The sequence below is a fragment of the Pseudoalteromonas sp. H103 genome, from assembly GCF_001469205.1.
Lineage (GTDB): Bacteria > Pseudomonadota > Gammaproteobacteria > Enterobacterales > Alteromonadaceae > Pseudoalteromonas > Pseudoalteromonas carrageenovora.
The window spans coordinates 216,020-239,881 of record NZ_LOFG01000012.1 but is presented as its reverse complement, the minus strand read 5'-3'; the positions used below and the strand labels follow the sequence as shown (position 1 = coordinate 239,881).

General features: G+C 39.0%; 24 protein-coding genes. 14 read left to right on the top strand and 10 right to left on the bottom strand.

Annotated features, from left to right (window positions below; translation table 11 throughout):
* Window positions 1-83: 83 nt before the first annotated feature.
* Entirely contained in the window at window positions 84-1,556 is a 1,473-nt protein-coding gene (ilvC, locus tag ATS74_RS08380) for a ketol-acid reductoisomerase (protein WP_058548454.1), read from the bottom strand.
* Between the two features lie 136 nt (window positions 1,557-1,692).
* Here ilvC and ilvY point away from each other — a divergent pair, with 136 nt between their 5' ends.
* The 6 genes from ilvY to ATS74_RS08350 all read left to right on the top strand — a co-directional run bounded on the left by ilvY (window position 1,693) and on the right by ATS74_RS08350 (window position 7,127).
* The gene (gene ilvY / locus ATS74_RS08375) at window positions 1,693-2,598 is read left to right on the top strand and encodes an HTH-type transcriptional activator IlvY (protein ID WP_058548453.1); all 906 of its coding nucleotides are present in this window, start codon (window positions 1,693-1,695) and stop codon (window positions 2,596-2,598) included.
* Between the two features lie 114 nt (window positions 2,599-2,712).
* Complete coding sequence (locus ATS74_RS08370) at window positions 2,713-3,759, top strand: GGDEF domain-containing protein (protein WP_173827054.1); 1,047 nt, start codon at window positions 2,713-2,715, stop codon at window positions 3,757-3,759.
* A gap of 196 nt (window positions 3,760-3,955) precedes the next feature.
* Complete coding sequence (locus tag ATS74_RS08365; protein WP_058548452.1) at window positions 3,956-4,765, top strand: MipA/OmpV family protein; 810 nt, start codon at window positions 3,956-3,958, stop codon at window positions 4,763-4,765.
* 1 nt (window position 4,766) lies between these two features.
* Entirely contained in the window at window positions 4,767-5,147 is a 381-nt protein-coding gene (locus ATS74_RS08360) for a DUF3019 domain-containing protein (protein WP_173827052.1), read from the top strand.
* A gap of 14 nt (window positions 5,148-5,161) precedes the next feature.
* Window positions 5,162-5,854, top strand: coding sequence for a response regulator (locus ATS74_RS08355; RefSeq protein WP_058548451.1), 693 nt, complete (start codon window positions 5,162-5,164; stop codon window positions 5,852-5,854).
* 25 nt (window positions 5,855-5,879) lie between these two features.
* Window positions 5,880-7,127, top strand: a complete 1,248-nt coding sequence (locus tag ATS74_RS08350) for an ATP-binding protein (protein WP_058548450.1) — start codon at window positions 5,880-5,882, stop codon at window positions 7,125-7,127.
* Between the two features lie 96 nt (window positions 7,128-7,223).
* On the opposite strand, the gene ATS74_RS08345 is transcribed toward ATS74_RS08350, so the two are convergent.
* Window positions 7,224-7,439: a DUF3820 family protein gene (locus ATS74_RS08345; protein WP_058548449.1), complete on the bottom strand. Its 216-nt coding sequence runs from the start codon at window positions 7,437-7,439 to the stop codon at window positions 7,224-7,226.
* A 343-nt stretch (window positions 7,440-7,782) separates the two neighbouring features.
* Complete coding sequence (locus ATS74_RS08340; RefSeq protein ID WP_058548722.1) at window positions 7,783-9,357, bottom strand: cation:proton antiporter family protein; 1,575 nt, start codon at window positions 9,355-9,357, stop codon at window positions 7,783-7,785.
* A gap of 266 nt (window positions 9,358-9,623) precedes the next feature.
* Between ATS74_RS08340 and ATS74_RS08335 the strand changes: the two genes are divergently transcribed.
* Window positions 9,624-10,367, top strand: coding sequence for a sporulation protein (locus ATS74_RS08335; RefSeq protein WP_058548448.1), 744 nt, complete (start codon window positions 9,624-9,626; stop codon window positions 10,365-10,367).
* 60 nt (window positions 10,368-10,427) lie between these two features.
* The gene (locus tag ATS74_RS08330; RefSeq protein WP_058548447.1) at window positions 10,428-10,874 is read left to right on the top strand and encodes a GNAT family N-acetyltransferase; all 447 of its coding nucleotides are present in this window, start codon (window positions 10,428-10,430) and stop codon (window positions 10,872-10,874) included.
* A gap of 49 nt (window positions 10,875-10,923) precedes the next feature.
* Here the strand turns inward: ATS74_RS08330 and ATS74_RS08325 are convergent, their stop codons facing one another.
* The 6 genes from ATS74_RS08325 to ATS74_RS08300 all read right to left on the bottom strand — a co-directional run bounded on the left by ATS74_RS08325 (window position 10,924) and on the right by ATS74_RS08300 (window position 16,654).
* Window positions 10,924-12,279, bottom strand: coding sequence for a sodium-dependent transporter (locus ATS74_RS08325; RefSeq protein WP_058548446.1), 1,356 nt, complete (start codon window positions 12,277-12,279; stop codon window positions 10,924-10,926).
* Window positions 12,280-12,483: 204 nt separating this feature from the next.
* On the bottom strand, window positions 12,484-13,776 hold the full coding sequence (locus ATS74_RS08320; RefSeq protein WP_058548445.1) for a sensor histidine kinase: 1,293 nt from the start codon (window positions 13,774-13,776) through the stop codon (window positions 12,484-12,486).
* Window positions 13,777-13,791: 15 nt separating this feature from the next.
* Window positions 13,792-14,496, bottom strand: coding sequence for a response regulator transcription factor (locus ATS74_RS08315; RefSeq protein WP_058548444.1), 705 nt, complete (start codon window positions 14,494-14,496; stop codon window positions 13,792-13,794).
* A gap of 24 nt (window positions 14,497-14,520) precedes the next feature.
* Window positions 14,521-14,904 (bottom strand): DUF3019 domain-containing protein, encoded by a 384-nt coding sequence (locus tag ATS74_RS08310; RefSeq protein ID WP_058548443.1) that lies wholly within the window; start codon window positions 14,902-14,904, stop codon window positions 14,521-14,523.
* Window positions 14,894-15,676 carry a MipA/OmpV family protein gene (locus tag ATS74_RS08305; protein WP_227006947.1) on the bottom strand — a complete coding sequence of 261 codons (783 nt, stop codon included), beginning with the start codon at window positions 15,674-15,676 and terminating at the stop codon, window positions 14,894-14,896. Before ATS74_RS08305 ends, ATS74_RS08310 begins: the two co-directional genes overlap by 11 nt.
* A 174-nt stretch (window positions 15,677-15,850) precedes the next feature.
* Window positions 15,851-16,654: a hypothetical protein gene (locus ATS74_RS08300; protein ID WP_058548441.1), complete on the bottom strand. Its 804-nt coding sequence runs from the start codon at window positions 16,652-16,654 to the stop codon at window positions 15,851-15,853.
* Between the two features lie 113 nt (window positions 16,655-16,767).
* Here ATS74_RS08300 and ATS74_RS08295 point away from each other — a divergent pair, with 113 nt between their 5' ends.
* Window positions 16,768-17,922 (top strand): serine hydrolase domain-containing protein, encoded by a 1,155-nt coding sequence (locus ATS74_RS08295; protein WP_058548440.1) that lies wholly within the window; start codon window positions 16,768-16,770, stop codon window positions 17,920-17,922.
* Window positions 17,919-18,428: a histidine phosphatase family protein gene (locus ATS74_RS08290; protein WP_058548439.1), complete on the top strand. Its 510-nt coding sequence runs from the start codon at window positions 17,919-17,921 to the stop codon at window positions 18,426-18,428. Before ATS74_RS08295 ends, ATS74_RS08290 begins: the two co-directional genes overlap by 4 nt.
* Before the next feature lie 82 nt (window positions 18,429-18,510).
* Here the strand turns inward: ATS74_RS08290 and yhbY are convergent, their stop codons facing one another.
* Entirely contained in the window at window positions 18,511-18,807 is a 297-nt protein-coding gene (gene yhbY / locus ATS74_RS08285; protein WP_058548438.1) for a ribosome assembly RNA-binding protein YhbY, read from the bottom strand.
* 88 nt (window positions 18,808-18,895) lie between these two features.
* Here yhbY and rlmE point away from each other — a divergent pair, with 88 nt between their 5' ends.
* The 4 genes from rlmE (at window position 18,896) to glmM (ending at window position 23,810) form a co-directional block, all read left to right on the top strand.
* Window positions 18,896-19,525, top strand: a complete 630-nt coding sequence (gene rlmE / locus ATS74_RS08280) for a 23S rRNA (uridine(2552)-2'-O)-methyltransferase RlmE (protein ID WP_058548437.1) — start codon at window positions 18,896-18,898, stop codon at window positions 19,523-19,525.
* Between the two features lie 66 nt (window positions 19,526-19,591).
* Window positions 19,592-21,535 carry an ATP-dependent zinc metalloprotease FtsH gene (gene ftsH / locus ATS74_RS08275; RefSeq protein ID WP_058548721.1) on the top strand — a complete coding sequence of 648 codons (1,944 nt, stop codon included), beginning with the start codon at window positions 19,592-19,594 and terminating at the stop codon, window positions 21,533-21,535.
* An 80-nt stretch (window positions 21,536-21,615) separates the two neighbouring features.
* Complete coding sequence (gene folP / locus ATS74_RS08270; RefSeq protein ID WP_058548436.1) at window positions 21,616-22,464, top strand: dihydropteroate synthase; 849 nt, start codon at window positions 21,616-21,618, stop codon at window positions 22,462-22,464.
* Window positions 22,461-23,810, top strand: coding sequence for a phosphoglucosamine mutase (gene glmM, locus ATS74_RS08265; RefSeq protein WP_058548435.1), 1,350 nt, complete (start codon window positions 22,461-22,463; stop codon window positions 23,808-23,810). Before folP ends, glmM begins: the two co-directional genes overlap by 4 nt.
* The last annotated feature ends 52 nt before the right edge of the window (window positions 23,811-23,862 follow it).

Genomic DNA, 23,862 nt, shown 5'->3' with positions numbered 1-23,862 from the left:
AGTTTTTATTAATAGGCATTAAAAAAGCCCATACGCAAAACATATGGGCTTGGTTTCTAACAAGCGAAACTTAATGTCTAGGGTTATACAATCTTTTTCATTGCTGACATGTAACCACGTAGCTTAGCGCCAACTTTTTCTACAGGGTGCTCACGTAGAGCTGCATTAATTTGAATCAACGTTTGGTTATCAACTTGGTTGCTTTGCTCGCCAAGACCTTTACCAATAACATCAGTATCAATGTTTTTCATAAAATCAGCTAATAGTGGCAAACATGCATGGTTATATAAGTAACAACCATATTCAGCTGTATCAGAAATAGTACGGTTCATTTCGAAAAGCTTTTTGCGGGCAATTGTATTAGCAATTAACGGCGTTTCGTGCAATGACTCGTAGTAAGCCGACTCTTCAATAATGCCCGCTGCGGTCATTGTTTCAAAAGCAAGTTCAACACCTGCTTTAACCATAGCTACCATTAAAATACCGTTGTCAAAAAACTCTTGCTCTGAGATTTCTACATCGCCAGCAGGTGTTTTTTCAAAGTTAGTTTCAGCTGTTTCGCTGCGCCATTTTAGTAAGTTAGCGTCGTCGTTATTCCAGTCTTCCATCATTACTCGTGAGAATGTACCGTCGATGATGTCATCTTGGTGCTTGTTATAAAGCGGGCGCATAATAACTTTAAGCTCTTCACTTAACTCAAACGCTTTTACTTTTGCTGGGTTTGATAAGCGGTCAAGCATGTTAGTAACACCACCGTATTTAAGAGCTTCGGTGATTACTTCCCAGCCGTATTGAATTAGTTTAGATGCGTAACCTGCATCAATTCCTTTTTCAATCATTTTATCAAAACATAAAATAGAGCCCGTTTGTAGCATGCCACAAAGGATAGTTTGCTCACCCATTAAGTCTGATTTTACTTCAGCAATAAATGACGATTTTAAAACGCCTGCACGGTGACCACCAGTACCTGCTGCGTATGCTTTAGCTTGTGCTAAGCCATGGCCTTGAGGGTCGTTTTCTGGGTGAACAGCAATAAGTGTTGGAACACCAAAGCCGCGTTTGTATTCCTCACGTACTTCAGAGCCAGGACATTTTGGCGCAACCATGATTACCGTGATGTCTTCGCGTACTTGCATGCCTTCTTCAACAATATTAAAGCCGTGAGAGTATGCAAGAGTAGAGTCTTTTTTCATAAGCGGCATAATTGCACTTACTACTGCTGTATGTTGTTTATCTGGCGTTAGGTTTAATACTACATCAGCAGTAGGGATTAATTCTTCGTATGTGCCAACTGTAAAGCCATTCTCAGATGCATTTAAAAACGATTGACGGCGCTCAGAAATAGCAGATGCACGTAATGTGTAAGAAACGTCTAAACCAGAGTCACGTAAGTTAAGGCCTTGGTTTAAACCTTGTGCGCCACAACCTACAATAACTAATTTTTTACCTTTAAGTGCGTCAACGCCATCGGTAAATTCGCCAGCGTCCATAAATTCACATTGCGCTAATTGCGCTAATTGCTCGCGTAAAGGTAAGGTATTGAAATAATTCGCCATTGTTAGTGTCCTATAAATTTGTTTGTTAGATGCGCGGCATTTGCAGCGCTTACAAACACCTTATGCAAAAACGTTACTTGCGTAAAATGATATATTTGAATTAAAGTATTTCATAATATGAAACGTAGAGCGTGATATGGACCATAAACACCTAAACTATTTTTTAGCCCTAGCTAAAACTTTGCACTTTGCTCGTGCAAGCGAACTTTGTCATATAAGTGCACCCACACTAAGTCGCAATATAAAGCAGTTAGAAGAAGAAGTGGGGGTTGCATTATTTTTACGAGATAACAGAAGCGTAAAGTTAACACGTGAAGGGGAGTCGTTTATTGATTACGCAACAGCAACGCTTGCAAACTGGCAACGTTTTAAAGCTAACGTAAAAGATCCTACCCAACACATTTATGGCAAGGTAAGTATATTTTGTTCAGTGACTGCCTCTTATAGTTTTTTACACCAAATATTGGAGCAGCTGCGAGCGCAACATCAATATATAGAAATAACTTTAAACACGGGCGACCCAGCGTTAGCTATTAATAGGGTGCTTGATGGACATGAGTTAATGGCTATTGCAGCTAAACCAAGCAAGTTACCTGCGCAAATTGCATTTGTAGATATTGGTTACTCTCCACTTGTATTAATAGGCCCAAAAATTCAATGCCCGCTTAGTGAAAAATTGATACAAAATAATGAAATAACGGATTGGTCAGATCTTGAATTTATAGTGCCAGAGCAAGGCTTTGCAAGACAAAGGTTAGAGCTGTGGTGGCGTAAAAATAATATTCACGGAAAAATATATGCACAAGTTGCAGGACACGAAGCTATGGTTTCAATGGTAAGCCTAGGCTTAGGTGTTGCTATGGTTCCTAAAATAGTGCTAGATAACAGCCCGCTGCAAGATAAAGTACAGATTTTGACACCTAAAATGCAAGTGCCTGAGGGGTTTGATATAGGTTTAGCGGTATTAAAAAAAGAACTAAACGACCCTGCTATCAGTGCATTATGGAATATAGCCCAAACTTTGGACGCAAAAGCTATTTAATATGCCCTGAAAAAAAGTAGTTCAGTAAATAGTATGGATAGTGGTTGCTTAACGGTTTACTATTACTTAACATTGAAAACTAATAAAAAAACAATGCCGCATGAGAGTTTATCTATGAACCAAGCAGTATCACTTGCTCATTCTGCCCAGTGCCTCAAAAAGGCAATCCCATTAATGGTAAAGTACCGTATGCCGGTCACCCCCATTAACTACGCAATTTGGTACTGTTATATTCAAGGGAATAACCCTTCTCTTAATGCTGAGTTAGATCAAATTATTGAGCAGCAACAAACCTGTTCTCAAGATAAAGCCAAGGAGATTTTTGATAAGCATCTAACGCAAGACGATTTGGCTTTTTTTCAAGAAATGACAGAAAAATTCCATACAACTATGGAACAAGTTCAGCAAGATATAAGCATAACACTTGATCATTCTAAAAGTTTCACTACAAGCCTCGTAGACTCTCAAAATGAATTAAACATGCTTGCAGATGTAAGCTCATATAATGAAATTTTAGGCTGTGTTGAGCGTTTAACTGATGAATCGATCGCCATGCAAGATTATGCGCGAGAGTTTCAAACTAAGTTAGCTGTTGCATACAATGAAATTAAGGATTTAAAAGAAGCGTTAAATATTTCAAAAGAAGCTGCAGATACAGATACGCTTACGGGCTTTTATAATAGAGGTAAGTTTGATACCGACATTATAGATTTTTGTCGTCAATATTCAGAGCAAGAACAAGAAAGCTCGCTTGCTGTACTTATTATGTTTGATATTGATCACTTTAAACGCTTTAACGATGACTTTGGCCATCAAAAGGGCGACGAAGTATTGAAGTTGGTAGCTAAAAAAGTAACAGAAAACACAATAGATACTGCCAAAGTGTATAGGTATGGCGGGGAAGAGTTTTGTATTACAGCTTACTTTGACACAATTAACGATATTATAGCGTTTGCAGATCGTATTCGTATTGATATTGCAAAACTAGCTATCCGTAAAAAGCATGATGTAACAACTAAACGTGCTATTTCGGCTAGTTTTGGATTAGCTATTTTACGCCCGTTTACAAATAGCGCTGTGTTAGTAGAGCGGGCAGATAGAGCGTTATATATAGCTAAAACTCACGGGCGAAACCGTATTGAGATAGCACCCGATATTTAATCCTCACTTTTTTAAACATAAAAGTTAACATTGTTGTATACAAATTGTGAATAATTGTAACCAGCTAGAGCTACTTTAAAAAGACCTTGCTAGTATGGGTGACTCACTTATTTTTATACTTTGATTTACGCTAATGCGGAACTCCTTTTCATTAATCACAGCTTTATGCTTTAGCTTGCTGTTTAGCTGTTTTTCAGTGCGTGCTACACAAGATAGTAATCACGCTGATGAATTTACAGAGCAAAGCATATCAATTAACCAGTGGCATTTAAGTTTAAGTGCGGGAGTTGGTGCAATAACAAACCCATTACACGGCGGAGATAACATCCCGCTGGTGGTAATTCCTCAAGTCGCTTTTTATGCAAAGCAATGGTTTTTTGATAACGGTCGGCTTGGTTACTCATTTTTACAAACTCCAAAACATCATCTTAACTTAGTGACTGAATTAAATACTGAGTCTCGCTTTTTTATTGACTGGCACCCAAAAAATATTTTTACATTACAAAGTAGTGCGTTTAATACTCAGCAGGTTATAGAAGATGAAAGTGAAGCGCGCTCCGTAAATATAAATACCCTACATAAACGCCAGCTAGCTCTTGATGCTGGACTGGCATATCATTATGTAAATGAAGAACATGTATTTTCTGTTCAAGCGCTACATGATGTAACCGATGTGTACTCCGGTGTCCGTGGTGCACTGCAATGGCAGTACCATACACTGTTTGGGCAGCTTAAAATAAAACCTACCCTTGGAATAAATTACAAATCTTCGGAACTAAATAACTACTTTTATGGACTTAAAGACGGTGAAACTCAATTTGGTAAAATAGACGTTGGTAGTAGTTGGCAACCTTATGCTAAAATCGACGCCCGTTGGCCACTGAGTAAGGCTGACTCTCTTCGTTTTCATATAGCATATTATGACTATTCGGCTATGGATGGCAGTCCGCTTTTTGAACGCACTTATTCAATGACTGCTTTTATAGGATTTGACCGTACTTTTTAATATGAAGTATTCAATATTAGTTGTGTTTATTACTACTTTATTTAGTGGTTTTAGTATGGCACAAACCGTTAACCTTAGCGTTTCTCCCAAAGTCTGTGTTGTTTCTGAGCAACAAGAATTTTGCGATCTTGATTTACAGTTCAACTGGCAATTACATGCCTCTAGTGATGTGTGTCTGTATCAACAAGATGAGCAGCTGCAGTGCTGGCAGCAGCAACGTTCTGGGCAATATAATTATAAAGCGCGTGTTCAGGTGGAGACCATATACTCCTTAATCAATCCTCATACGGGTGTGTTAATAGCAACAACACAAATTGAAGTACAAAGCGCCCATGCTAAAAAAAATAGGCGTAGGCTTCGCTCTCCGTGGAGCTTTTTTTAATTTAGGAGCAACAAATGCCAAAAATTTTACTTGTTGAAGATGATCTCGGTTTACAGCAGCTAACAAAAGATTACCTTGAACATAATGGCCTAGAAGTCGATGTATTAGATCGTGGTGACGAAGTGTTTGACTACTTAGAAAATAACACTCCCGATTTAATGATATTAGACGTAATGCTGCCAGGTAAAGATGGCTTTAGCGTTTGTCGCCAAGTAAGAGATAAGTTTACTCTACCCATTTTAATGCTGACTGCTAAAGGTGAAGACTTTGACCAAGTACTTGGTTTAGAGCTCGGCGCAGACGATTATGTAATAAAACCAGCAGAGCCGCGTGTACTTTTGGCTCGTGTTAATGCATTACTTCGTCGTGGGCAACCGATTGTAAAACCAAGTGAAGAACTTCAGTTTGGCGATTTAATGATTGATAAAACAAGCCGAATTGTAAAGCTAAGTGATTCTGAAATAGTATTAACATCACATGAGTTTGAGCTATTATGGCTACTTGCCTCAAATGCAGGCGAAGTATTGAGCCGAGAACATGTTCATCAGCATATGATAGGGCGTCAATACGATGGTCTTGATAGAACGGTTGATGTGCGCGTATCACGAATTCGAAAAAAATTAGGCGATAATAGCGATAAACCTTATCGTATAAAAACTGTATGGGGACAAGGCTATTTATTTGTTTCTGATGCGTGGGATCTCTAGCACTATTTAAGGTTAATCGGCTTTAATGGGAAAACTGTTTACCAGCTTATACTTATATATCATTGTTTCATTATTTGTTGTAAGTGGTGTTATTGAGCAGCTGTGGCCCTATGAAGAGTCGCAGCAGCAAGTTCTATTAGATGACGAGTTTGGGCAATCGCTCTGGTTGCTCTCACAAACCCCCAACGGTCTTCAACAGCTCAAGCATAACTTTGAAAGTAAAGTTATTGCCAGACGTGACTTAATACTTCCTCAAAAGCAACAAACACAACTTAAACAAGATCATTACTTATACTTGTACGATAAGCAGCAGCGCATTGTATGGTATGTAGAGCTTGGCAATAATGCATTACTGCAGGTTGGGCCTGTAGGTGTTTTAACACCAGAAGCATCATCTGTTTGGCCTTATTTATTATTACTCGTTATTGTTGGAATACCGGTAGGGCTTTGGAGCTTTTTATTGTGGCGCGATTTTACAAAACTAAGTAAAGCCTGTGAAGCTGTTGAAGGCTTACAAGACTTTGACTTAAATGACACATCAAAATCATTTTTTTTGCCAATTACCGATACATTAAAAGTAATGCAGCAGCGTATTGAGTTTTTACTTAGTGCGCAACAAGAGCTTACTTCTTCTGTATCGCATGAATTTAGAACGCCATTGGCGCGTTTAAAGTTTGCCATTGTTATGCTGCAAGAGCAGCTACTTAATGAAAAGGGTGAGAAGTACCTGGCAAATATGCAAACCGATATTAGCGAGCTTGAATCTTTAGTTTCTGAGATGCTTGAGTACGCACGCTTAGACTCACAGCAACCAAGCATTAAGCCAGTAAATTGTGATTTAGTGGGTTTGATAAAAACGGTTGTTGAAAAGCTAAACTTTGAAACGCAGATAAATCTTTCTACGGACTTTCCTGATAAATTTTATTACGACTGCGATAGCCACTTCATGTCGAGAGCTTTACAAAACTTAATAGGAAATGCCTTAAAGTATACGTATTCACAGGTTAAGATTTCTCTTTTAACTGAAAAAAATCATATTTTACTTATCGTTGAAGACGATGGAGAAGGGATTACTCCCACTGAGCGAGAAAGCGTATTCAAACCTTTTACCCGATTAGATAAAAGCAGAGCAAAGGATACTGGTGGTTTTGGCTTAGGGCTTGCTATAGTTGCTAAAATTATTCATTGGCACCAAGGTGAGTGTAAAGTAGAAAGCTCAGCCTTAGGTGGTGCTAAATTTATTGTGTGTTTACCGCTTAAATTCAAGACATAAAAAAAGCGCCGAGAGGCGCATTTTTGTGGTTAAAAACCAAAATCAACAAGTAGCAATTAAATAGACCGGCTACCTTCAAAAAAGTTCTCAATTAATTTATTTTTTTTCAAGCAATGGCATAAGCATTTGCTCAAGCCCATTTAATTTTACTTCATACATCATCGCTAATTGGCTGCCGAGTTTTGTGTCGGGGAATCCTTGTTGCTTAAACCAAACCAAATAGGGCTCGGGTAGTAACAATAAAGGACGACCTGCATATTTTCCAAAAGGCATTATTGTGTTGATTGCTATTTTGAGTTGTTTTGGATCCATATAGATAACTTAAATATTTATGCGTAGTTAAGTGTAAGGGATTTTAGAGAGATAAAATAGGCTGTGACGGGCAAGAAACAGCCTATTGAGCGAGGGAGTAGGCCCTCTGACTTAAGAATTTATGTTGGTAAATATAACCCTTGTAAAACGTTAATTAGCTGGAGTCTAATTACGTTATTATTTTTAACATGGGTTCTTATTTAACCAACACGGCTAGTCTACCTGTTTTTTATTGCAGTGGTGAGTAGGCTTGTAAAGGAATGTAAATAGAATGGGTTTTTATTTTAAAACTAATAACAAAGAATTACGTTCTTTGTTATTAGTTAGCGTTATCAAATACGATTTATTCGTTAAATAGCTCTTGTTTAACGTGTTCAGCAAAACCACTACCAGCCTCTAGGTAAAAGTTATAAGTAGAATGCACACCCATTTCTTCGAGTTCTTTTTGCTGGTCGGGATAGTTTGCAATGGCGGTAACTTGGCCTTTGTAGCCAGAAGCCTGAAGTTGCTCTAATGCAAAAATATTTTGCATATGCTTGGGCATTGCAAGCATAACCATTTCAACGTGTGAGTGATTCACTCGTTGCCAAAAATCAGGGTCTGTTGCATCGGCAATGAGTACATTTCTTCCTCTTTTAACGTGTTTATCTACCACTTCTGGCTTTATATCAATACCTGCAACAACATTTGGGTGCGTAGCATTTATTGTTTCATACGCACCGGTACCTATACGGCCCATGCCAAAAATAACTATTTTAGTGTTATTTAGGTTAACCGGTAGCTCTTCGGCCAAACGTGTTTTACTTTCAAACTTCAATAGCCAATGCTCTATTTTTACGTACAACTCGTTTGAGCGTTTATTCAAAGGCGAAGCGATAACAAACGTAATAGACACTGCAATTGCCATCACTGCCAGCCACTCAGAGGTGATCATGCCGGTAGTTGCTGCCACAGCACATACAATTAAGCCAAATTCGCTGTAGTTAGATAAACTAAATGTAGTTAGTAAAGAGGTGCGTGCACGCAGTTTAAATAAATTAGTAAACACATAATAAAGGCCTGCTTTAATTGGTAGTACCAAAATAAGTATTATTGCAACGATTAAAGAATTACCCGTAAGCTCTGCATTTAAGCCAATACTTAAGAAAAAACCAACCAATAATATATCTTTTAAGTTGAGTAAGGACTTTGATAACTCGCCTGCTTTTTTGTGCGGGGCAAACATCATCCCAATTATTAGTGCACCTAAATCGCCTTTTAGGCCTGCAAATTCAAAAGCATGATAGCCAGCAACGAGTGCGAAAAAGAACCCAAATAAAGGTAGTAGCTCACCATGCTTTGAGCGGTTTAATACGCCGTACATTACGGGTCTAAGTAAAGGCAAGGCAATTATTAAAGCAATAGCCCATAAATTTGGTACTTTCCCTGTGCTTATTGCTAAAAATATAACCGCGAAAATATCTTGCATTACTAAAATACCAATGGCTATTTTACCGTGTAAGCTTGCCATTTCTCCGCGCTCTTCAAGCACTTTTACTGCAAAAACAGTGCTTGAAAAGCTAAGAGCAAAGCCAACTAATAAAGCACTTTGCCAGCTTAAGTCAACAAACATAGGTACTGCAAACACACCAAGCAATAGCATAAAGCCACTAAATAATGCGCTACTAAAAATTATATGTAAGGTCGCAGGCGCCCATACCTGGGGTTTTACTAAGCTGTGTACTTTAAGTTTTAAGCCAATACTAAAAAGAAGAAGTGTTACGCCAAGTGCCGCAATTGTGTCCAGTAGTTCAGTACTTTTGTAGCCTGATAAATTTAAAGCAAAACCAGCCAGTAAAAAGCCAATTAGTGGAGGAAGTTTTAACTGATAAACGGCAAAGCCACATACAAATGCGGCGGCAAAATAGATTAGTTCCATAATTCTTAATATCACTTCATTTGGCATTGCAGTGTAACGAAAAATTTATACCATTGAAAATAAAAATAGTGCTAAAAATGAGCGCGTTTAATCAATTACTTGCTCAGTTACGTATAAAAAATGCACATTAAACACGTATTTAATCGTAAATAGCATGTAAATAACATTTTTTCACTGACATTGGCTTTTAAATATGGTTAAGATGCTTTAACGAAGGAGTTTAAGCATGAGCAAAAAATACAGTCGCTCAGCTTAAGGAGAAATATATGTTTAAAAAGATTTTAGCGTCAGTGGGTATTGGTGCTGCGAAAGTAGACACTATTTTAGAAACTGAGCACTTACAACCAGGTCAGCTTTTTAACGCGCAAATAGTTATTACAGCGGGTGATGTAAGCCAAGAGATTGCAGGTTTAGATTTATTATTAATGACCCGTGTAAAAGTGGCCGGTGATGATGGCGATTATTTTACTAATCATGTAATCGATCAGTGGCGCATTACTGACATAGGGTCTATTGAACCTGGTGAAGTAAAAAGCATTCCTTTTGAAGCTCGTCTTCACCCTGAAACACCAATTACTGAAATTAACGCGGGTTACAACCAATCTCATGTATGGATTGAAACAGGTTTAGATATTGATTTAGCACTTGATCCTTCAGATAAAGACCATTTACACATTTATCCTAATGAAGCCGTTAAAACATGCATGCAGGCAATGGATAAACTAGGATTCAGCTTGATGAAAGCGGATGTTGAAAAGGGTCATTTACGTGCATCTACTTTTCAGTCTCTGTCAGGCTGTTATCAAGAACTTGAATACAAACCAAATAGCCGCAGCTTATTTGGGCTTCAAGAAATTGAGCTGTCGTTTGTTCCCGAGGCACATAAAACTCACGTACTGATAGAGCTTGATAGAGCCTTTAGAAGCGATGGTTATGTAGATTTAACTATAGAGCATGACCATGTTAATTTGTCGCAGTTGTGCGACCAACTAGAGCGCTTATTTACTTGATAGTAGAGCGTAGTTTAGTAAAACCCAGCCAAGGCTGGGTTTTTTGTTACAGGATTTTATATGACGTTTAAATGCGAACCGTTCGACTCTCTTGACTCTCGTACTCTTTTTACAATAATTCGTGGGCGTATTGATGTATTTGTAGTGGAGCAACAATGTCCTTATCCCGAGCTAGATGATGTAGATATTGCTGCGAATACTATGCACTTATATACACTTTATAATGATCAGTTACAGAGCTATGCGCGTTGCTACGAAAAAAATAAACACTACAGTGCAATAGGGCGAGTACTTGTCAGTGAAAGTGCACGTGGAAAAGGGCAAGCTACGCTGCTTGTTAACGAGGCTATAAATTGTTGTAAGAGGCACTGGCCTGAGCGTGATATTTATATTGGCGCTCAAACTTACTTACTTGAGTTTTATCGCTCTTTTGGTTTTGAAGATTATGGTAATGAATACTTAGAAGACGGTATTGCCCATCAAGATATGATTCTAAAAGTGTTATAAATCAGTACACATATAAAAGCTCACAAATGTGAGCTTTTATATTTTAAGCTTAGCTTAGCAAAGAGTGTAAAAACACCATGCCAATGGCCAGCGGGCACACAAACTTAGTGTACCAAGGCCATACTTTCCAAAATAAAGAGTTATGGACCTCAGGGTTACCTTCTTGTATTGCTTTAAGTAGTGAGCCTCTATACCAAATCCAACCAACAAAAATACAGCACATTAGGCCAAGCAATGGCTGTGCTACTTTAGTCGTTAAGGTGATCACTAAACCAAATAAGCTACCAAGGTTGCAAACAATAGTAATACTAACAATTGCAATGAGTGCTCCAATTAACCAAGTTGCTTGAACGCGTTTCATCGCAAAGCGCTCAACAGTGTATGACACAGGTGCTTCTAGCATTGAAATAGATGAGGTTAATGCGGCAATACTCATTAACGCAAAAAATGCAAAGCCTACAAATAAACCTACGCCGCCCATACCGTCAAATAAAGCGGGGAGTACTTGAAACACTAATGTATCTTCAGAGAGTAATTTACCTGTTGATGCTGAAAATATTTCAACACCTTGTGCTTGTGCCACGTACATGGCTGGAATGATCAGTAAGCCTGCAACAAAAGCGATAAATACATCAATAAGCGTTACATAAGCACCTAAAGAAACCAGATTTTCTTTTTTGCTAATATATGAGCCATAAATAATCATTACACTAGTGCCTAGCGATAATGAGAAGAAAGCTTGGCCTAGTGCACTTACTAATAGCTGTGCGTCAAAAATAGATGAAAAGTCTGGAACTAAATATGCTTTTAAACCTTCCATAGCACCATCTTGTGTCATTACATAGGCGATAAGTGCAAATAAAATACCTAACAGGGCGGGCATTAATCGTTTAGACCATTTTTCGATGCCGTTTTCTACGCCTCGACTGATAATAGCGACAGTTAAAGCAATAAATACTAGAGTAAATATAATGTTTCTAGTAAGTGATTGCTCGCTTAGCCATGTCGATGCTGTGTCGGCGCCGACTAAAGTGGCTATGGGTTCAGCGGTAGCACTGAGCATCCAGCCTGCAACAATAGCGTAAAAACTTAAAATAAAGCCTGCACATAAAATACCACCAAAACCAACAGTAAAAGCAAAACGCTTTTGCCAAGGTTTACTCGATATTTTTTTAAGTGATGACACTGCATTAGCTTGACCGTGACGGCCGATCATCAGCTCTGCCATTAAGGCAGGGTAGGCCAAAAAGAAAGCAAGCACTAAATAAGCGACTAAGAATGCAGCACCGCCATTACTTGCTGTTTGTGTGGGGAATCCCCATATGTTGCCCAAACCAACGGCAGAACCGGCGGCGGCCATAATAAAACCAAAGCGAGAGCTAAACTCGCCTCTAACTGCGCTCATATTATTGTACTTCTCTATTGTGTGACGGCGCTGACAATCTACTGGAAATGTAAATAAATAAAAAGTGCTTATTTGCTGATTTAGCACAATTTAATAAGTCGAGTGTATGTATTAACCATCAATTTTATTTATTGTTATCGAGTCGTTTAAAATAACGAGTTGATTTTGTTTAATAATTGTTAACTTTATTCTGTAACTATTGCTTTACGGATTGTAATGCTGAGCAATAGTGAGGGTAAAACAAGCCCCACCTAGTTGATTACTTTTAGTGACTTTAACATTACCGTGATGCCAATCAGCTACTTTGGCAACTATGGCCAAACCAAGACCATAACTTTTATCGGCTCTATTACGGTGATCTTCTTCTCTAAAAAATGGGCTAAATACATTATTAAAGTTTTCACGGGCGATTCCCGGGCCATCATCTTCTACGGTAATTATAAGCTGTTGCTCGTGTAATTTTGCGCTTAAGTAAATATATTGAGTCGCAAAATCGCAGGCATTCGTTAATAAGTTTGTAATGGCACGTGCAAGCCAATGAAGATCGGCACTTATTAAATCGTCGCTACTGTTAAGCTGCACACTTAGCATTTGCGATTCAAGCTTTGGCGCAAGCTGTACTAAAATATCTTCAAGGTATGGTTTAATATTTGTTGAAGAGTAGGTCAGTTTATTAGCATTTTGCTCAAGTGTTGCAAACGCTAAATAACTGCTCAGCATAGACTCCATATGATCCAAATCGTTTTCCATTCGTGCTAAATATTGCTTTATTTTATGCTCATCATGGCTATCAAGCGCGGCATCTAATCCAAATCGAAGGCAGGCTATAGGAGTGCGTATATCGTGAGATAAGCTTGAGGCCATTAATTTATTTTCGGCGACGAGCTTTTCTATCTGACTCGCCATGCGATTAAAGGTGAGCTCAACATCTTTTATATAAGTAAAGTGCGACACTTTTATACGGGCTTGAACGTTACCGGATGCAAATTTTTTGGCAGCCTCGTTTAATACAGTTAAACGTTTTGCTAAAGGGGCAATAATAAAGCCCATAAATACACACAAGCCTGCATAAAATAGCAGTGTTAGCATTATGTCATTACGTTGCTCGCCATCAGAGTGTTTATCTAAGCGCATAGATAAATGAAAAGGGTTTAGTATTTCACTGCTGTAAAGCATATAAAAGCCTTGCTGATCTTCTAAAATCAGACCATCTGGGGTGTGCATTTGTAATAATAGTGATGGCGGTAAGGCTAACGACTCGTTAGGTTTGTAATCAATTAAAATATCAAACTCTTGGGCAAGTTGTTTTACATAGCTGCTGCGCTCTGGTGTAGGAATGTTGGCGAGCTGCTTACTAAAACCAGTAATCATTCTACTTTGTTGGCTAAACTCATCTTGTGGCGTATGTGCGCGCTGGCTAAATGCATCAATAAGCCAGCCTAAAACCACAATAGATAACAGTGCACTGCCTAGGAGTGATATATAAAACTTTTTCATTTATTTATCACTTTATTACCACGCAGTAGAAACAAGTAAATAGCCACGGCCCCAAATAGTTTTTATTTTTTCTGGGTTTTGTGAGTCATCATTAAATTTTTTACGAAGTGCAGATATAAGCACATCAACACTTCTATCAAGTCCGTCGTACTCTCTGCCTTTAGTTGCTTTAAATACAGCATCGCGTGATACAACTTGGCCTGCATTACTTGCTAGGTAATGTAGTAATAAATACTCGGCGCTTGATATGTTTATATCTTGCTCATTAAGGGTTACATTTCTTGATTCGGTATTAATACTAAGCGCACCGACTTGAATAAGGCTTTCGTTAACCTGTGGCGTATTAGGTTCATTGTTTTGGCGCAGCGCGGCTTTGATTCGTGCTAATAAGGCACGCGGGCGAACAGGTTTCATTATGTAATCGCTCGCACCGACTTCGAGGCCTATGACTTCATCCATTTCTTCATCGCGGGCGGTGAGCATTATAATAGGTGCGCTATAAAAACTGCGAAGCTCTCTGCAAACACTAATGCCATCTTGTCCTGGAAGCATAATATCAAGCAGCACTATATTAGGGTTCAATGTTTTTACTTGGCTAACAACTTCGTCACCCCGATGACAAACATGAGTAGTGTAGCCTTGCTCTGTTAAATACTCAGCTACCCACTGGGCAAGCGATACATCGTCTTCAACAAGTAAAATGGTGCCGTAGTTATCCATAAAATATCCTTAGAACAAGTGGTATTAAAATAGTCGCCAGCGACGTTTTTTTTGTCTGTTTTGATAAACCCATTGTAGCTTTACTTCTGCTGTGCTGATGACTTTAGCTGTATTGCTATCAAATAGTTCAAATGAAATGCTTTGCTGTGAGTCAAAAGCATAATTAAAAGTGCCGCTTTGCTGTTTGAGCCAACATTGCATTATGTACTTTGATGTTGCATCACGCAGACAGTAATTACCAATTACAGGTTGCTCCCACGTGAGTGTAACATCAGCATAGCAATTACGCCCTTCGCGCAACGCAACGCAGGTATCGGGCAATGCTATAAGTGCTTCTGGTGGCTCTTGTGCTTTTAAAAGCCAAGGGCTTGGGAAGATCAGTAATACACAGATCCATCTAAAATACATAACGTAGGCCTACCTTGGCTTTATGTTGATATCCTTGGGAAATAATAGGGCTGTCGTCGATTTCTTTTGAAAACCATGTAGTGAGCCAACCCGCTAAAAATACCCAGTCGCGGCTCAAGGGGTATTCTGCATGAAACTCAAACATAATACTGGTGCTGGCATTACTGCTATATACAGGGCGAAGGCTGGTGGCTTCATCGTTATCTATACCAAAATAGTAATTAGTAAAGTCAGCGGAGTAGGCGCTAATACCCACCCCGGATCTAAATTCCCAATTTCGCCATGGTAATATTTGGCTAAAAAAGCTGTTTATTACCCAGCCATTGTGGGCACCCGATACATCATGAAGGTATTCAAAAGAGAATTGTGAGTTTTCGAATCTGCGGGTTAACCTAAGACCTACGTCAAAATCGTAATTACGCTTTTTTATCCCTTGCAGCTCTTTTATAACGCCATTGTTATAAAAGCCAAGGCCTTTTTCATCAAACCCGGCTTGAGTATTGGTGCCTAAAATATCTAGGCCCCAATCAAATTTATCGATAAGGCTGTAGCCTATAACAAGGCCGCCGCTTAGCTGGTTATGATCAAAATCGAGGTAAAATCTGTCGTAAGAAATAGCAAGGCTGAGGTCAAGTTCGACGCCTTTATCGTAAGACTCAATCCCAACAAGGTAAGAGTCTTCAATATAAAAGCCAGCGCCTGCACTCCAGTCCCACGCAAAACCTTGAGTTGGTTCTAGCGTGTTATCGGCATAATAGCGATTACTTGCCATACTCGATGTGCTAAATATGCAGCAAAAAAGCAATGTGATGCTCAAAAAAGTATGATTAAGCAAAGCGTTTCTCATCCCTAGGGGCCTAATTATTATTTGTTATTAAGCGTAGTATATTGTTAAGGCGTTTCTTTAATCTGTAAAAAAATGTAGTAAGTGTAAGCTGGCTAAAATCTACTGCACTTTAATTTTATCGATTAATATACTGCTTAGGTAAAACTGCATCATAGGTGTTAATGCGCTTACTTCTGTTCTATTACACGGGCCGCTTAATTTAGTAAGACTCGATAACTTAGAAAGAGTTTTGTACTGGGGTATCTGTATATCTTTTCCAAGCCTTGCTATACGTGCTTCATCAGTATTTTGCTGATGGATAAACGAAGCAATTTCAAGCTCATTAGTAATCTTTTGCTCTTCACTAAAACTATAAACTAATGGCTCACGATGAAAACTTGCACTGTCTATTGATGATTTAGCAAACCATACAACATCACCCGACGCTTTGTGTGTTAGTCGCATGCTAACTTGGGCAAATATTGCAGCGCACTGCTGAGTTGGGTATTGCTGAGCAACTTTTGTATAAATAGGAAATGGGTTTTCAGGTTGCTTTATAGCGTATTTAGTATCGTCAGTGAATGTTAAGTCTAACTGTTGGATAGTAAGTGTGTAGTCGCTATTATTTTTAGTTGTAACTTTTAATTGTTTGTCGTTAAGTGCTTGGCTAATTTGTGATAAAAGCTTATCGGTTACACTTGCTTTGTCGGTAATAATTTTAACTGTTTGGTTTCTTAGCACCTTGTGCGCAGGTAGCTGAACAGACTTAACTTTTGGCGAAGCATGCTCGGTGGTGTACTCAAGTTGATAGGTTTGACTTTTTAATGTTGGCTTTACTGGCATAGCCAAAGGTTCGGCCGGCTGCTGAGTAAGAGCACAACCAGTTGATAATAAAATAAAAAGTGATACAACTAAAAAACGCATAAGTACAAAACACTCACTAAAAGCCAAATATTCGTCGTATTGTACGTTAGTCGAAACAAAACTTCATGATATTATCTACGCAGATGTAGTTAAAAAGATAAAAATTGTAAAAAATGAAGTACCTCAACCCTTTATTATATTGCCTATCTGCTTTGTGTTTACTGTTTAGTGCTGTGAGTTTTTCAGCAAAAGCAGATCCTAATTGGGATGCATTTGTAAAAAAGTATGGTCGCTACGCACAAAAAAAATTAAAGAACAAAGGCATACCTGGTGCCGCTCTTTCTATCGTTAATATAAATAATGCGGATTATATTCATACTATGGGCGTTACAAAAATACGTAATGGCCAAAAGGTTAATAAACACACTCGATTTAGACTTGCGTCAGTGTCTAAAACATTTGCAGGTTCCTTATCGGCTAAGCTTGCAAATGAGGGGCTGCTTGAATTAGACAAACCAGTAAGTGACTATTTAAGCGATTTTAAAAATACCGTTTATAAAGACGATTTAAAGGTGTTCCATTTACTTAGTCATTCTAGTGGGTTAGTGCCAAATGCTTACGATAACTTAATTGAATCTCGAATGGATTACCCCGATATCGTACAAAAACTGCTTACGGTAAAGCCTATTTGTAAACCAGGAGAGTGCTACGGCTATCAAAATGTCATGTTTAGTCTCATTGATGATGTGATATTACAAAGCACTCATAAAAATTATGCACAGTGGTTAAGAGAAGCTATTTTCGACCCTTTAAAAATGAGTGATGCAAGCTTAGGTTTTGAAGCTATGGTTGAAGATAAAAACTTTGCATTACCGCACATCAGAGGGACAAAGCGTTGGTATAGCGCCAAGCTTAAAAAAAACTATTATAAGGTTGGTCCCGCAGCAGGTGTAAACGCCAGCGCTAGCGACATGGCTATTTGGTTAAAAGCACAGCTAGGCTCATACCCAGATGTATTATCTTTAGACGCTCTTGCAAAACAAACTCGCCCTTATACTTATACAAAAAAAGAAAGATATCGCCGAGTATGGAAAAAACACGTAAATAATGCGTATTATGGGTTGGGCTGGCGGGTTTACGATTACGCAAAAGAAACGCTTTATTATCATAGTGGTTGGGTACAGGGCTACAGAAGTGATGTAGTTGTATTCCCTCATTTAAATATTGGTTTTAGCTTAATAGTTAATGCTGAAACAGGGGTGATTAACGAGCTAACTACTGAGTTTATTGACCGAGTGCTTGAATATAAACGAGGTGAAAAAATATGAAATATAAAATTATTTTACTTACGGGTGTAATTTCTTTAGTTACCTTATTTAATAGCTCCTTAGTGTTTGCAGTACCTGATGAAATATATTTATTTCGTCACAGTGAAAAGTTAGCAGGCAAAAACCCAGAGCTTTCTGATACCGGAAAATTACGCGCTAGTCACTTGGTCACTTTATTCAAAAAATATAAAAAGATTCAAATATACAGTAGTAAATACAAACGGACTCTTCAAAGCGCAGCTCCATTGAGTGAGTATTTTAATGAGAAAATTAGTACTTACGATGCAGGAGAGTTACCTGCTTTTAAAAAAGAACTGCTTAAACTTAACGGGGTAGTGGTTGTTATGGGGCACAGTAATACAACACCGCAATTAGCGACGCTGCTTTCGGATAAAAAAGTAACACCGATGAATGAGAGTGAATTTTCACGTTATTTTTTATTAAGTACAAATGCTAATAAAAATAAGACGGGATATTCTGTCGTAGAGCACAAAATGATCTTTTAAATAGTATTAGTTAAATAATAAAAAAACCAGCATTAAGCTGGTTTTTTTAATTAAACGTACTAAATCCTTTAAATAGGATTGATTAGTTACGCGGTAATTGGATCTTTTTCTCAACACTTTGGCGATAAAGCACAATAGTGTGACCAATCGTTTGTAGTTTAGTCGCGCCAGTTTCACGAATAATAGCATCAAAAATTAGGGCTTTAGTTTCGCGATCGTCAGTGGGTACTTTCACTTTGATTAATTCGTGAATTTCTAATGCACTTTGAATTTCAACTACTACGCCTTCGGTTAAACCGTTAGAACCTAGTAAAACTACAGGCTTGAGGCTATGTGCCTGACCTTTTAAAAACTGCTTTTGTTTGTTTGATAATGTCATGTTTATACAAATTTTGCTGAATATGGCTTGAATTAAGGGTATTCTAACGCCATCTAAAGAATATTACTAATTAGTTGCGTGTTAATTTATGACAAATAAAAAACAGTCAGCCAGTTCACAGCGTTGGCTGAAAGAACATTTTGATGATAAATATGTTCAAGAAGCGCAAAAAAAAGGCTGGCGTTCTAGAGCGGTTTTTAAATTAGATGAAGTACAGAATAGAGATAAGTTACTTCGCCCTGGTATGACAGTGGTTGACTTAGGGGCTGCTCCTGGGAGTTGGTCACAATATTTGGCTGAGAAAGTAGGTGACAAAGGACAGGTTGTAGCGTGTGACATATTACCTATGGACTCACTTGCGGGTGTTGACTTTTTACAAGGCGACTTTCGTGAAGAGGCTGTATTAAATGCATTGTTAAAACGCATTGATGGTAAAAATGTTGATGTGGTACTCTCTGACATGGCACCTAATATGAGTGGCAATAACTCTGTAGATCAAGCCGGTAGCATGTACTTAGTGGAACTTGCACTAGATATGTGTAACCAAGTTTTAAAGAAAAATGGCGCATTTATTGTTAAAGTTTTCCAAGGAGAAGGCTTTGATCAATACTTGCAGGATGTACGTAATAGTTTTAAAGCAGTGAAAATACGCAAACCTGATGCCTCACGTGCCCGTTCTCGGGAAGTATATATAGTAGCGACTGGATACAAACTGTAGTACAGTTGCTTGGCGTTTAGTTGAATTTAAATTAATTGGATACAAGAGGTTAACCCCTTGAGCGATATGGCGAAAAATTTAATACTATGGCTGGTAATTGCAGTTGTGCTGATGTCAGTCTTTCAGAGCTTTAATGGCGGCGATCAAGTTGATCGTCAAACAAGTTACACTCAATTTGTAAAAGATGTACGTAGTGGCTCTTTACAAGAAGTTATTATTGACCGTGGTACAGGAAATATTACGGGCACTAAAAGCAGTGGCGAACGTTTTCAAACAACAATGCCAATGTACGATGAAGACTTAATTAATGATTTGCTTAAAAATGATGTAAATGTGAAAGGTGTTCAACCTGAAGAACAATCATTTTTAGCAAGTATATTTATTTCTTGGTTCCCGATGATACTGCTCATTGGTGTATGGATATTCTTCATGCGTCAAATGCAAGGCGGTGGCGGTAAAGGTGCGATGTCGTTCGGTAAGAGCAAAGCGCGCTTAATGAGCGAAGATCAAATTAAAACAACCTTTGCTGATGTTGCCGGTTGTGATGAAGCAAAAGAAGACGTTACCGAATTAGTAGACTTTTTACGCGACCCATCTAAATTCCAAAAGCTAGGCGGCAGTATACCTAAGGGTGTACTGATGGTTGGTCCTCCTGGTACAGGTAAAACGTTGCTAGCGAAAGCGGTGGCAGGTGAAGCAAAAGTACCATTTTTCACAATTTCAGGTTCTGACTTTGTAGAAATGTTTGTAGGTGTTGGTGCATCACGTGTTCGTGACATGTTTGAACAAGCTAAAAAAGCAGCCCCTTGCATTATCTTTATAGATGAAATTGATGCCGTTGGTCGCAAACGTGGCGCAGGTATGGGCGGCGGTAATGATGAACGCGAGCAAACATTAAACCAAATGCTAGTAGAGATGGATGGTTTTGGTGGTAATGAAGGCATAATTGTTATTGCTGCGACTAACCGCCCAGACGTACTTGATCCTGCATTACTTCGCCCGGGTCGTTTTGACCGCCAAGTAGAAGTAGGTTTACCAGATATTCGCGGCCGTGAACAAATACTTAAAGTTCACATGCGTAAAGTGCCATTAGGCGACAACGTAGAAGCGGCTGTTATTGCTCGTGGTACACCTGGTTTTTCAGGTGCTGATTTAGCAAACTTAGTAAATGAAGCTGCTCTTTATGCTGCACGTGGTAATAAACGTGTTGTTAATATGGCTGAGTTTGACGCTGCTAAAGATAAAATCATGATGGGCGCAGAGCGTAAGACCATGGTGATGAGCGAGCAAGAAAAAGAAATGACGGCTTACCACGAAGCAGGCCATGCAATTGTTGGCCGTATGGTACCAGAGCATGACCCTGTTTATAAAGTATCTATCATTCCACGTGGTCGCGCGCTAGGTGTAACAATGTACTTGCCAGAGCAAGATCGTGTTAGCCATTCTAAAGAGCTTTTAGAGTCTATGATTTCAAGCCTTTATGGTGGCCGTATTGCTGAAGCACTTATTTATGGTGCTGACAAAGTAACAACCGGTGCAAGTAACGATATTGAGCGCGCAACTGATATTGCACGTAAAATGGTTACACATTGGGGGTTAAGTGAAAAACTTGGACCGTTACTTTACGCTGAAGATCAGAATGAGATGTACATGGGTGGCGGCGGAAGTCGTGCATCGAGCATGTCGGATGATACGGCTAAAGTAATTGATGCTGAGGTACGCTTGTTCTCAGATCGTAACTATCAACGAGCAGAAGATATATTAAAAGAAAACATCGATATTCTTCACTCAATGAAAGATGCACTGATGAAATATGAAACAATCGATGCTAAACAAATTGATGATTTAATGGCACGTCAGCCAGTTCGTGAACCTCGCGATGCACATGACCGTCATGAAGCTAAGCCTGAAAAAGCCCAAGCACCTCAAGAGCCGGTTATTGAAGAAACTCAAAAACCAGATGATTCATCAAAAAAAGATGAAACAAACCTTGATGACAAAGCTGAATAATCGTTAAAATAGTTATGAAAGCCCCGTACTTCGGGGCTTTTTTGTATCAACTATTTAGAAATAAGAATAAAAGGTTGGCAATGACTAACGAATTAAAGCTTCCAAGAGGCCGTAAGCTCAGCCTAGAAACTCCAGTTATTATGGGAATATTAAATGTTACACCAGATTCTTTTTCTGATGGTGGGCAGTTTATAGACCCCATTACAGCACTCAATCAAGCTATGCAGTTGTTAAATGATGGCGCGCAAATAATTGATATAGGCGGTGAATCTACCCGTCCTGGTGCCCCTGATGTATCTCTTGAAGATGAGCTTGCGCGCGTCATTCCCGCAATTAAGGGCATTCGTGAGCACAGTGACTGTATTATTTCTATAGACACAAGTAAGGCAATGGTAATGGAGCAAGCTTTACTAGCCGGGGCCGACATTATAAATGATGTAAGAGCACTTCAAGACGAGGGCGCATTAGAGGTTGTAGCAAAACACAGCGATGTGGCTATTTGTCTGATGCACATGCAAGGCCAGCCTCGTAGTATGCAATCAGCCCCTCATTACGATGATTTATTTTCAGAGATAAACACTTTTTTTACTCAGCGTATTAACGCATGTGAAACAGCTGGGATTAAGCGAGAGCAGCTTATTCTTGACCCTGGATTCGGATTTGGAAAAACATTGAGCCATAATTATCAAATATTGGCTCAGTTTAATGACTTTAATCAATTTGGCTTACCCTTACTTGCTGGTTTATCGCGTAAGTCGATGATAGGTAATTTATTAAATAGAGACACTAGTGAGCGCCTTGCAGGTAGCTTAGCCGGTGCATTAATAGCAGCGCAAAATGGCGCAAAAATTATTCGTGTACACGATGTAAAAGAAACCGCAGATGTACTTGGTGTATATCAAGCATGCGATAAAGGAATTACACAATGAAAGAAAGAAAATATTTTGGCACTGACGGCGTACGTGGTTTAGTAGGTACAGCTCCCATAAACCCTGAATTTGCAATGAAATTAGGTTGGGCTGCAGGGCGAGTATTATCACAAAGCGGCACAAAGAAAGTAATTATAGGTAAGGATACCCGTATTTCTGGCTATATGCTTGAAACCGCACTAGAAGCAGGCCTTATTGCTGCAGGTATTGATGTAGTATTGCTCGGCCCAATGCCAACTCCCGCAGTTGCATATTTAGCACAAACATTTAGAGCTGAGGCGGGCATTGTTATTAGTGCTTCGCATAACCCTTATTACGATAATGGTATTAAGTTTTTTAATGGTCAAGGCTTAAAACTTGATGATGCTGTTGAGCTTGAAATAGAAGCGATGCTTGACGAGCAGATGACCTGTGTTGCATCTGACAAGCTTGGTAAAGCATCACGCTTAGTTAGCGCTGATGGGCGTTATATTGAATTTTGTAAAAGCCAGTTTCCTCAAGGTCTTTCACTAGAGGGGCTTAAAATTGTTTTAGATTGCGCAAATGGCGCAACCTATCATATTGCACCTTCAGTAATGCGAGAGCTTGGTGCTGAGGTTATTACTCATGCTTGTGAACCTAATGGGGTTAATATTAATCACGAATGTGGTGCAACGCATGTAGATACATTAAAACGTAAAGTACTAGAGCACAAAGCCGATGTGGGCATTGCCTATGATGGTGATGGCGATCGTGTAATGATGGTCGATCATAATGGCCGTGTATTTGACGGTGATGACTTAGTTTATATTATAGCGTGCCAAGCCGCAGATGATCATATGCTGGGCGGTGGAGTAGTTGGTACCGTTATGTCTAATATGGGCCTTGAAAATGCCTTAAAAGCTAAAGGTATAGACTTTGCGCGCAGCAAAGTGGGCGACCGTTATGTTATGGAAGTGCTCCAACAAAAAGGCTGGAAAATTGGCGGGGAGAGCTCAGGCCATGTTTTAAATTTAGACTTAATTAGTACCGGCGATGGTATTATTTCAAGCCTTCAAGTACTTGCCGCTATGGTTGCGCAAAATCGAACATTACAAGATTTAGGTGCCGGTTTTACCAAGTACCCAATGAAAATGATCAATGTACGTTATACACCCGGTACCGATCCTACAAAAGCAAGTGAAGTACTCGATACGGTGGCAGAAGTTGAAAAAACTTTAGGTGATAAAGGGCGTGTTTTACTTCGTAAATCAGGTACCGAGCCAGTAGTTCGTGTTATGGTTGAAGCTGAACAAGAAAAAATAGTATTAGACAGCGCTAAAAGAATTGCAGCGGTTGTCGAATCTATGAGCAAACAAACTGATTGATAACAATAACCTCTTGTAACTTTGGGCGAGAAAAGTTAATATCTCGCCCGCT

Bases quoted from the DNA above. Each gene is read 5' to 3' on its own strand.
- ATS74_RS08295 (WP_058548440.1), top strand. From the start codon at position 16,768: ATGAAGTACCTCAACCCTTTATTATATTGCCTATCTGCTTTGTGTTTA.
- ATS74_RS08290 (WP_058548439.1), top strand. From the start codon at position 17,919: ATGAAATATAAAATTATTTTACTTACGGGTGTAATTTCTTTAGTTACC.
- ATS74_RS08340 (WP_058548722.1), bottom strand. From the start codon at position 9,357: ATGGAACTAATCTATTTTGCCGCCGCATTTGTATGTGGCTTTGCCGTT.
- ATS74_RS08320 (WP_058548445.1), bottom strand. From the start codon at position 13,776: ATGAAAAAGTTTTATATATCACTCCTAGGCAGTGCACTGTTATCTATT.
- ATS74_RS08300 (WP_058548441.1), bottom strand. From the start codon at position 16,654: ATGCGTTTTTTAGTTGTATCACTTTTTATTTTATTATCAACTGGTTGT.
- ilvC (WP_058548454.1), bottom strand. From the start codon at position 1,556: ATGGCGAATTATTTCAATACCTTACCTTTACGCGAGCAATTAGCGCAA.
- ATS74_RS08330 (WP_058548447.1), top strand. From the start codon at position 10,428: ATGACGTTTAAATGCGAACCGTTCGACTCTCTTGACTCTCGTACTCTT.
- ATS74_RS08305 (WP_227006947.1), bottom strand. From the start codon at position 15,676: ATGGCAAGTAATCGCTATTATGCCGATAACACGCTAGAACCAACTCAA.
- rlmE (WP_058548437.1), top strand. From the start codon at position 18,896: ATGACAAATAAAAAACAGTCAGCCAGTTCACAGCGTTGGCTGAAAGAA.
- ATS74_RS08315 (WP_058548444.1), bottom strand. From the start codon at position 14,496: ATGGATAACTACGGCACCATTTTACTTGTTGAAGACGATGTATCGCTT.
- ATS74_RS08345 (WP_058548449.1), bottom strand. From the start codon at position 7,439: ATGGATCCAAAACAACTCAAAATAGCAATCAACACAATAATGCCTTTT.
- ATS74_RS08335 (WP_058548448.1), top strand. From the start codon at position 9,624: ATGTTTAAAAAGATTTTAGCGTCAGTGGGTATTGGTGCTGCGAAAGTA.
- yhbY (WP_058548438.1), bottom strand. From the start codon at position 18,807: ATGACATTATCAAACAAACAAAAGCAGTTTTTAAAAGGTCAGGCACAT.
- ftsH (WP_058548721.1), top strand. From the start codon at position 19,592: ATGGCGAAAAATTTAATACTATGGCTGGTAATTGCAGTTGTGCTGATG.
- glmM (WP_058548435.1), top strand. From the start codon at position 22,461: ATGAAAGAAAGAAAATATTTTGGCACTGACGGCGTACGTGGTTTAGTA.
- ATS74_RS08370 (WP_173827054.1), top strand. From the start codon at position 2,713: ATGAACCAAGCAGTATCACTTGCTCATTCTGCCCAGTGCCTCAAAAAG.
- ATS74_RS08350 (WP_058548450.1), top strand. From the start codon at position 5,880: ATGGGAAAACTGTTTACCAGCTTATACTTATATATCATTGTTTCATTA.
- ATS74_RS08355 (WP_058548451.1), top strand. From the start codon at position 5,162: ATGCCAAAAATTTTACTTGTTGAAGATGATCTCGGTTTACAGCAGCTA.
- ATS74_RS08360 (WP_173827052.1), top strand. From the start codon at position 4,767: ATGAAGTATTCAATATTAGTTGTGTTTATTACTACTTTATTTAGTGGT.
- ATS74_RS08310 (WP_058548443.1), bottom strand. From the start codon at position 14,904: ATGTATTTTAGATGGATCTGTGTATTACTGATCTTCCCAAGCCCTTGG.
- ilvY (WP_058548453.1), top strand. From the start codon at position 1,693: ATGGACCATAAACACCTAAACTATTTTTTAGCCCTAGCTAAAACTTTG.
- folP (WP_058548436.1), top strand. From the start codon at position 21,616: ATGACTAACGAATTAAAGCTTCCAAGAGGCCGTAAGCTCAGCCTAGAA.
- ATS74_RS08325 (WP_058548446.1), bottom strand. From the start codon at position 12,279: ATGAGCGCAGTTAGAGGCGAGTTTAGCTCTCGCTTTGGTTTTATTATG.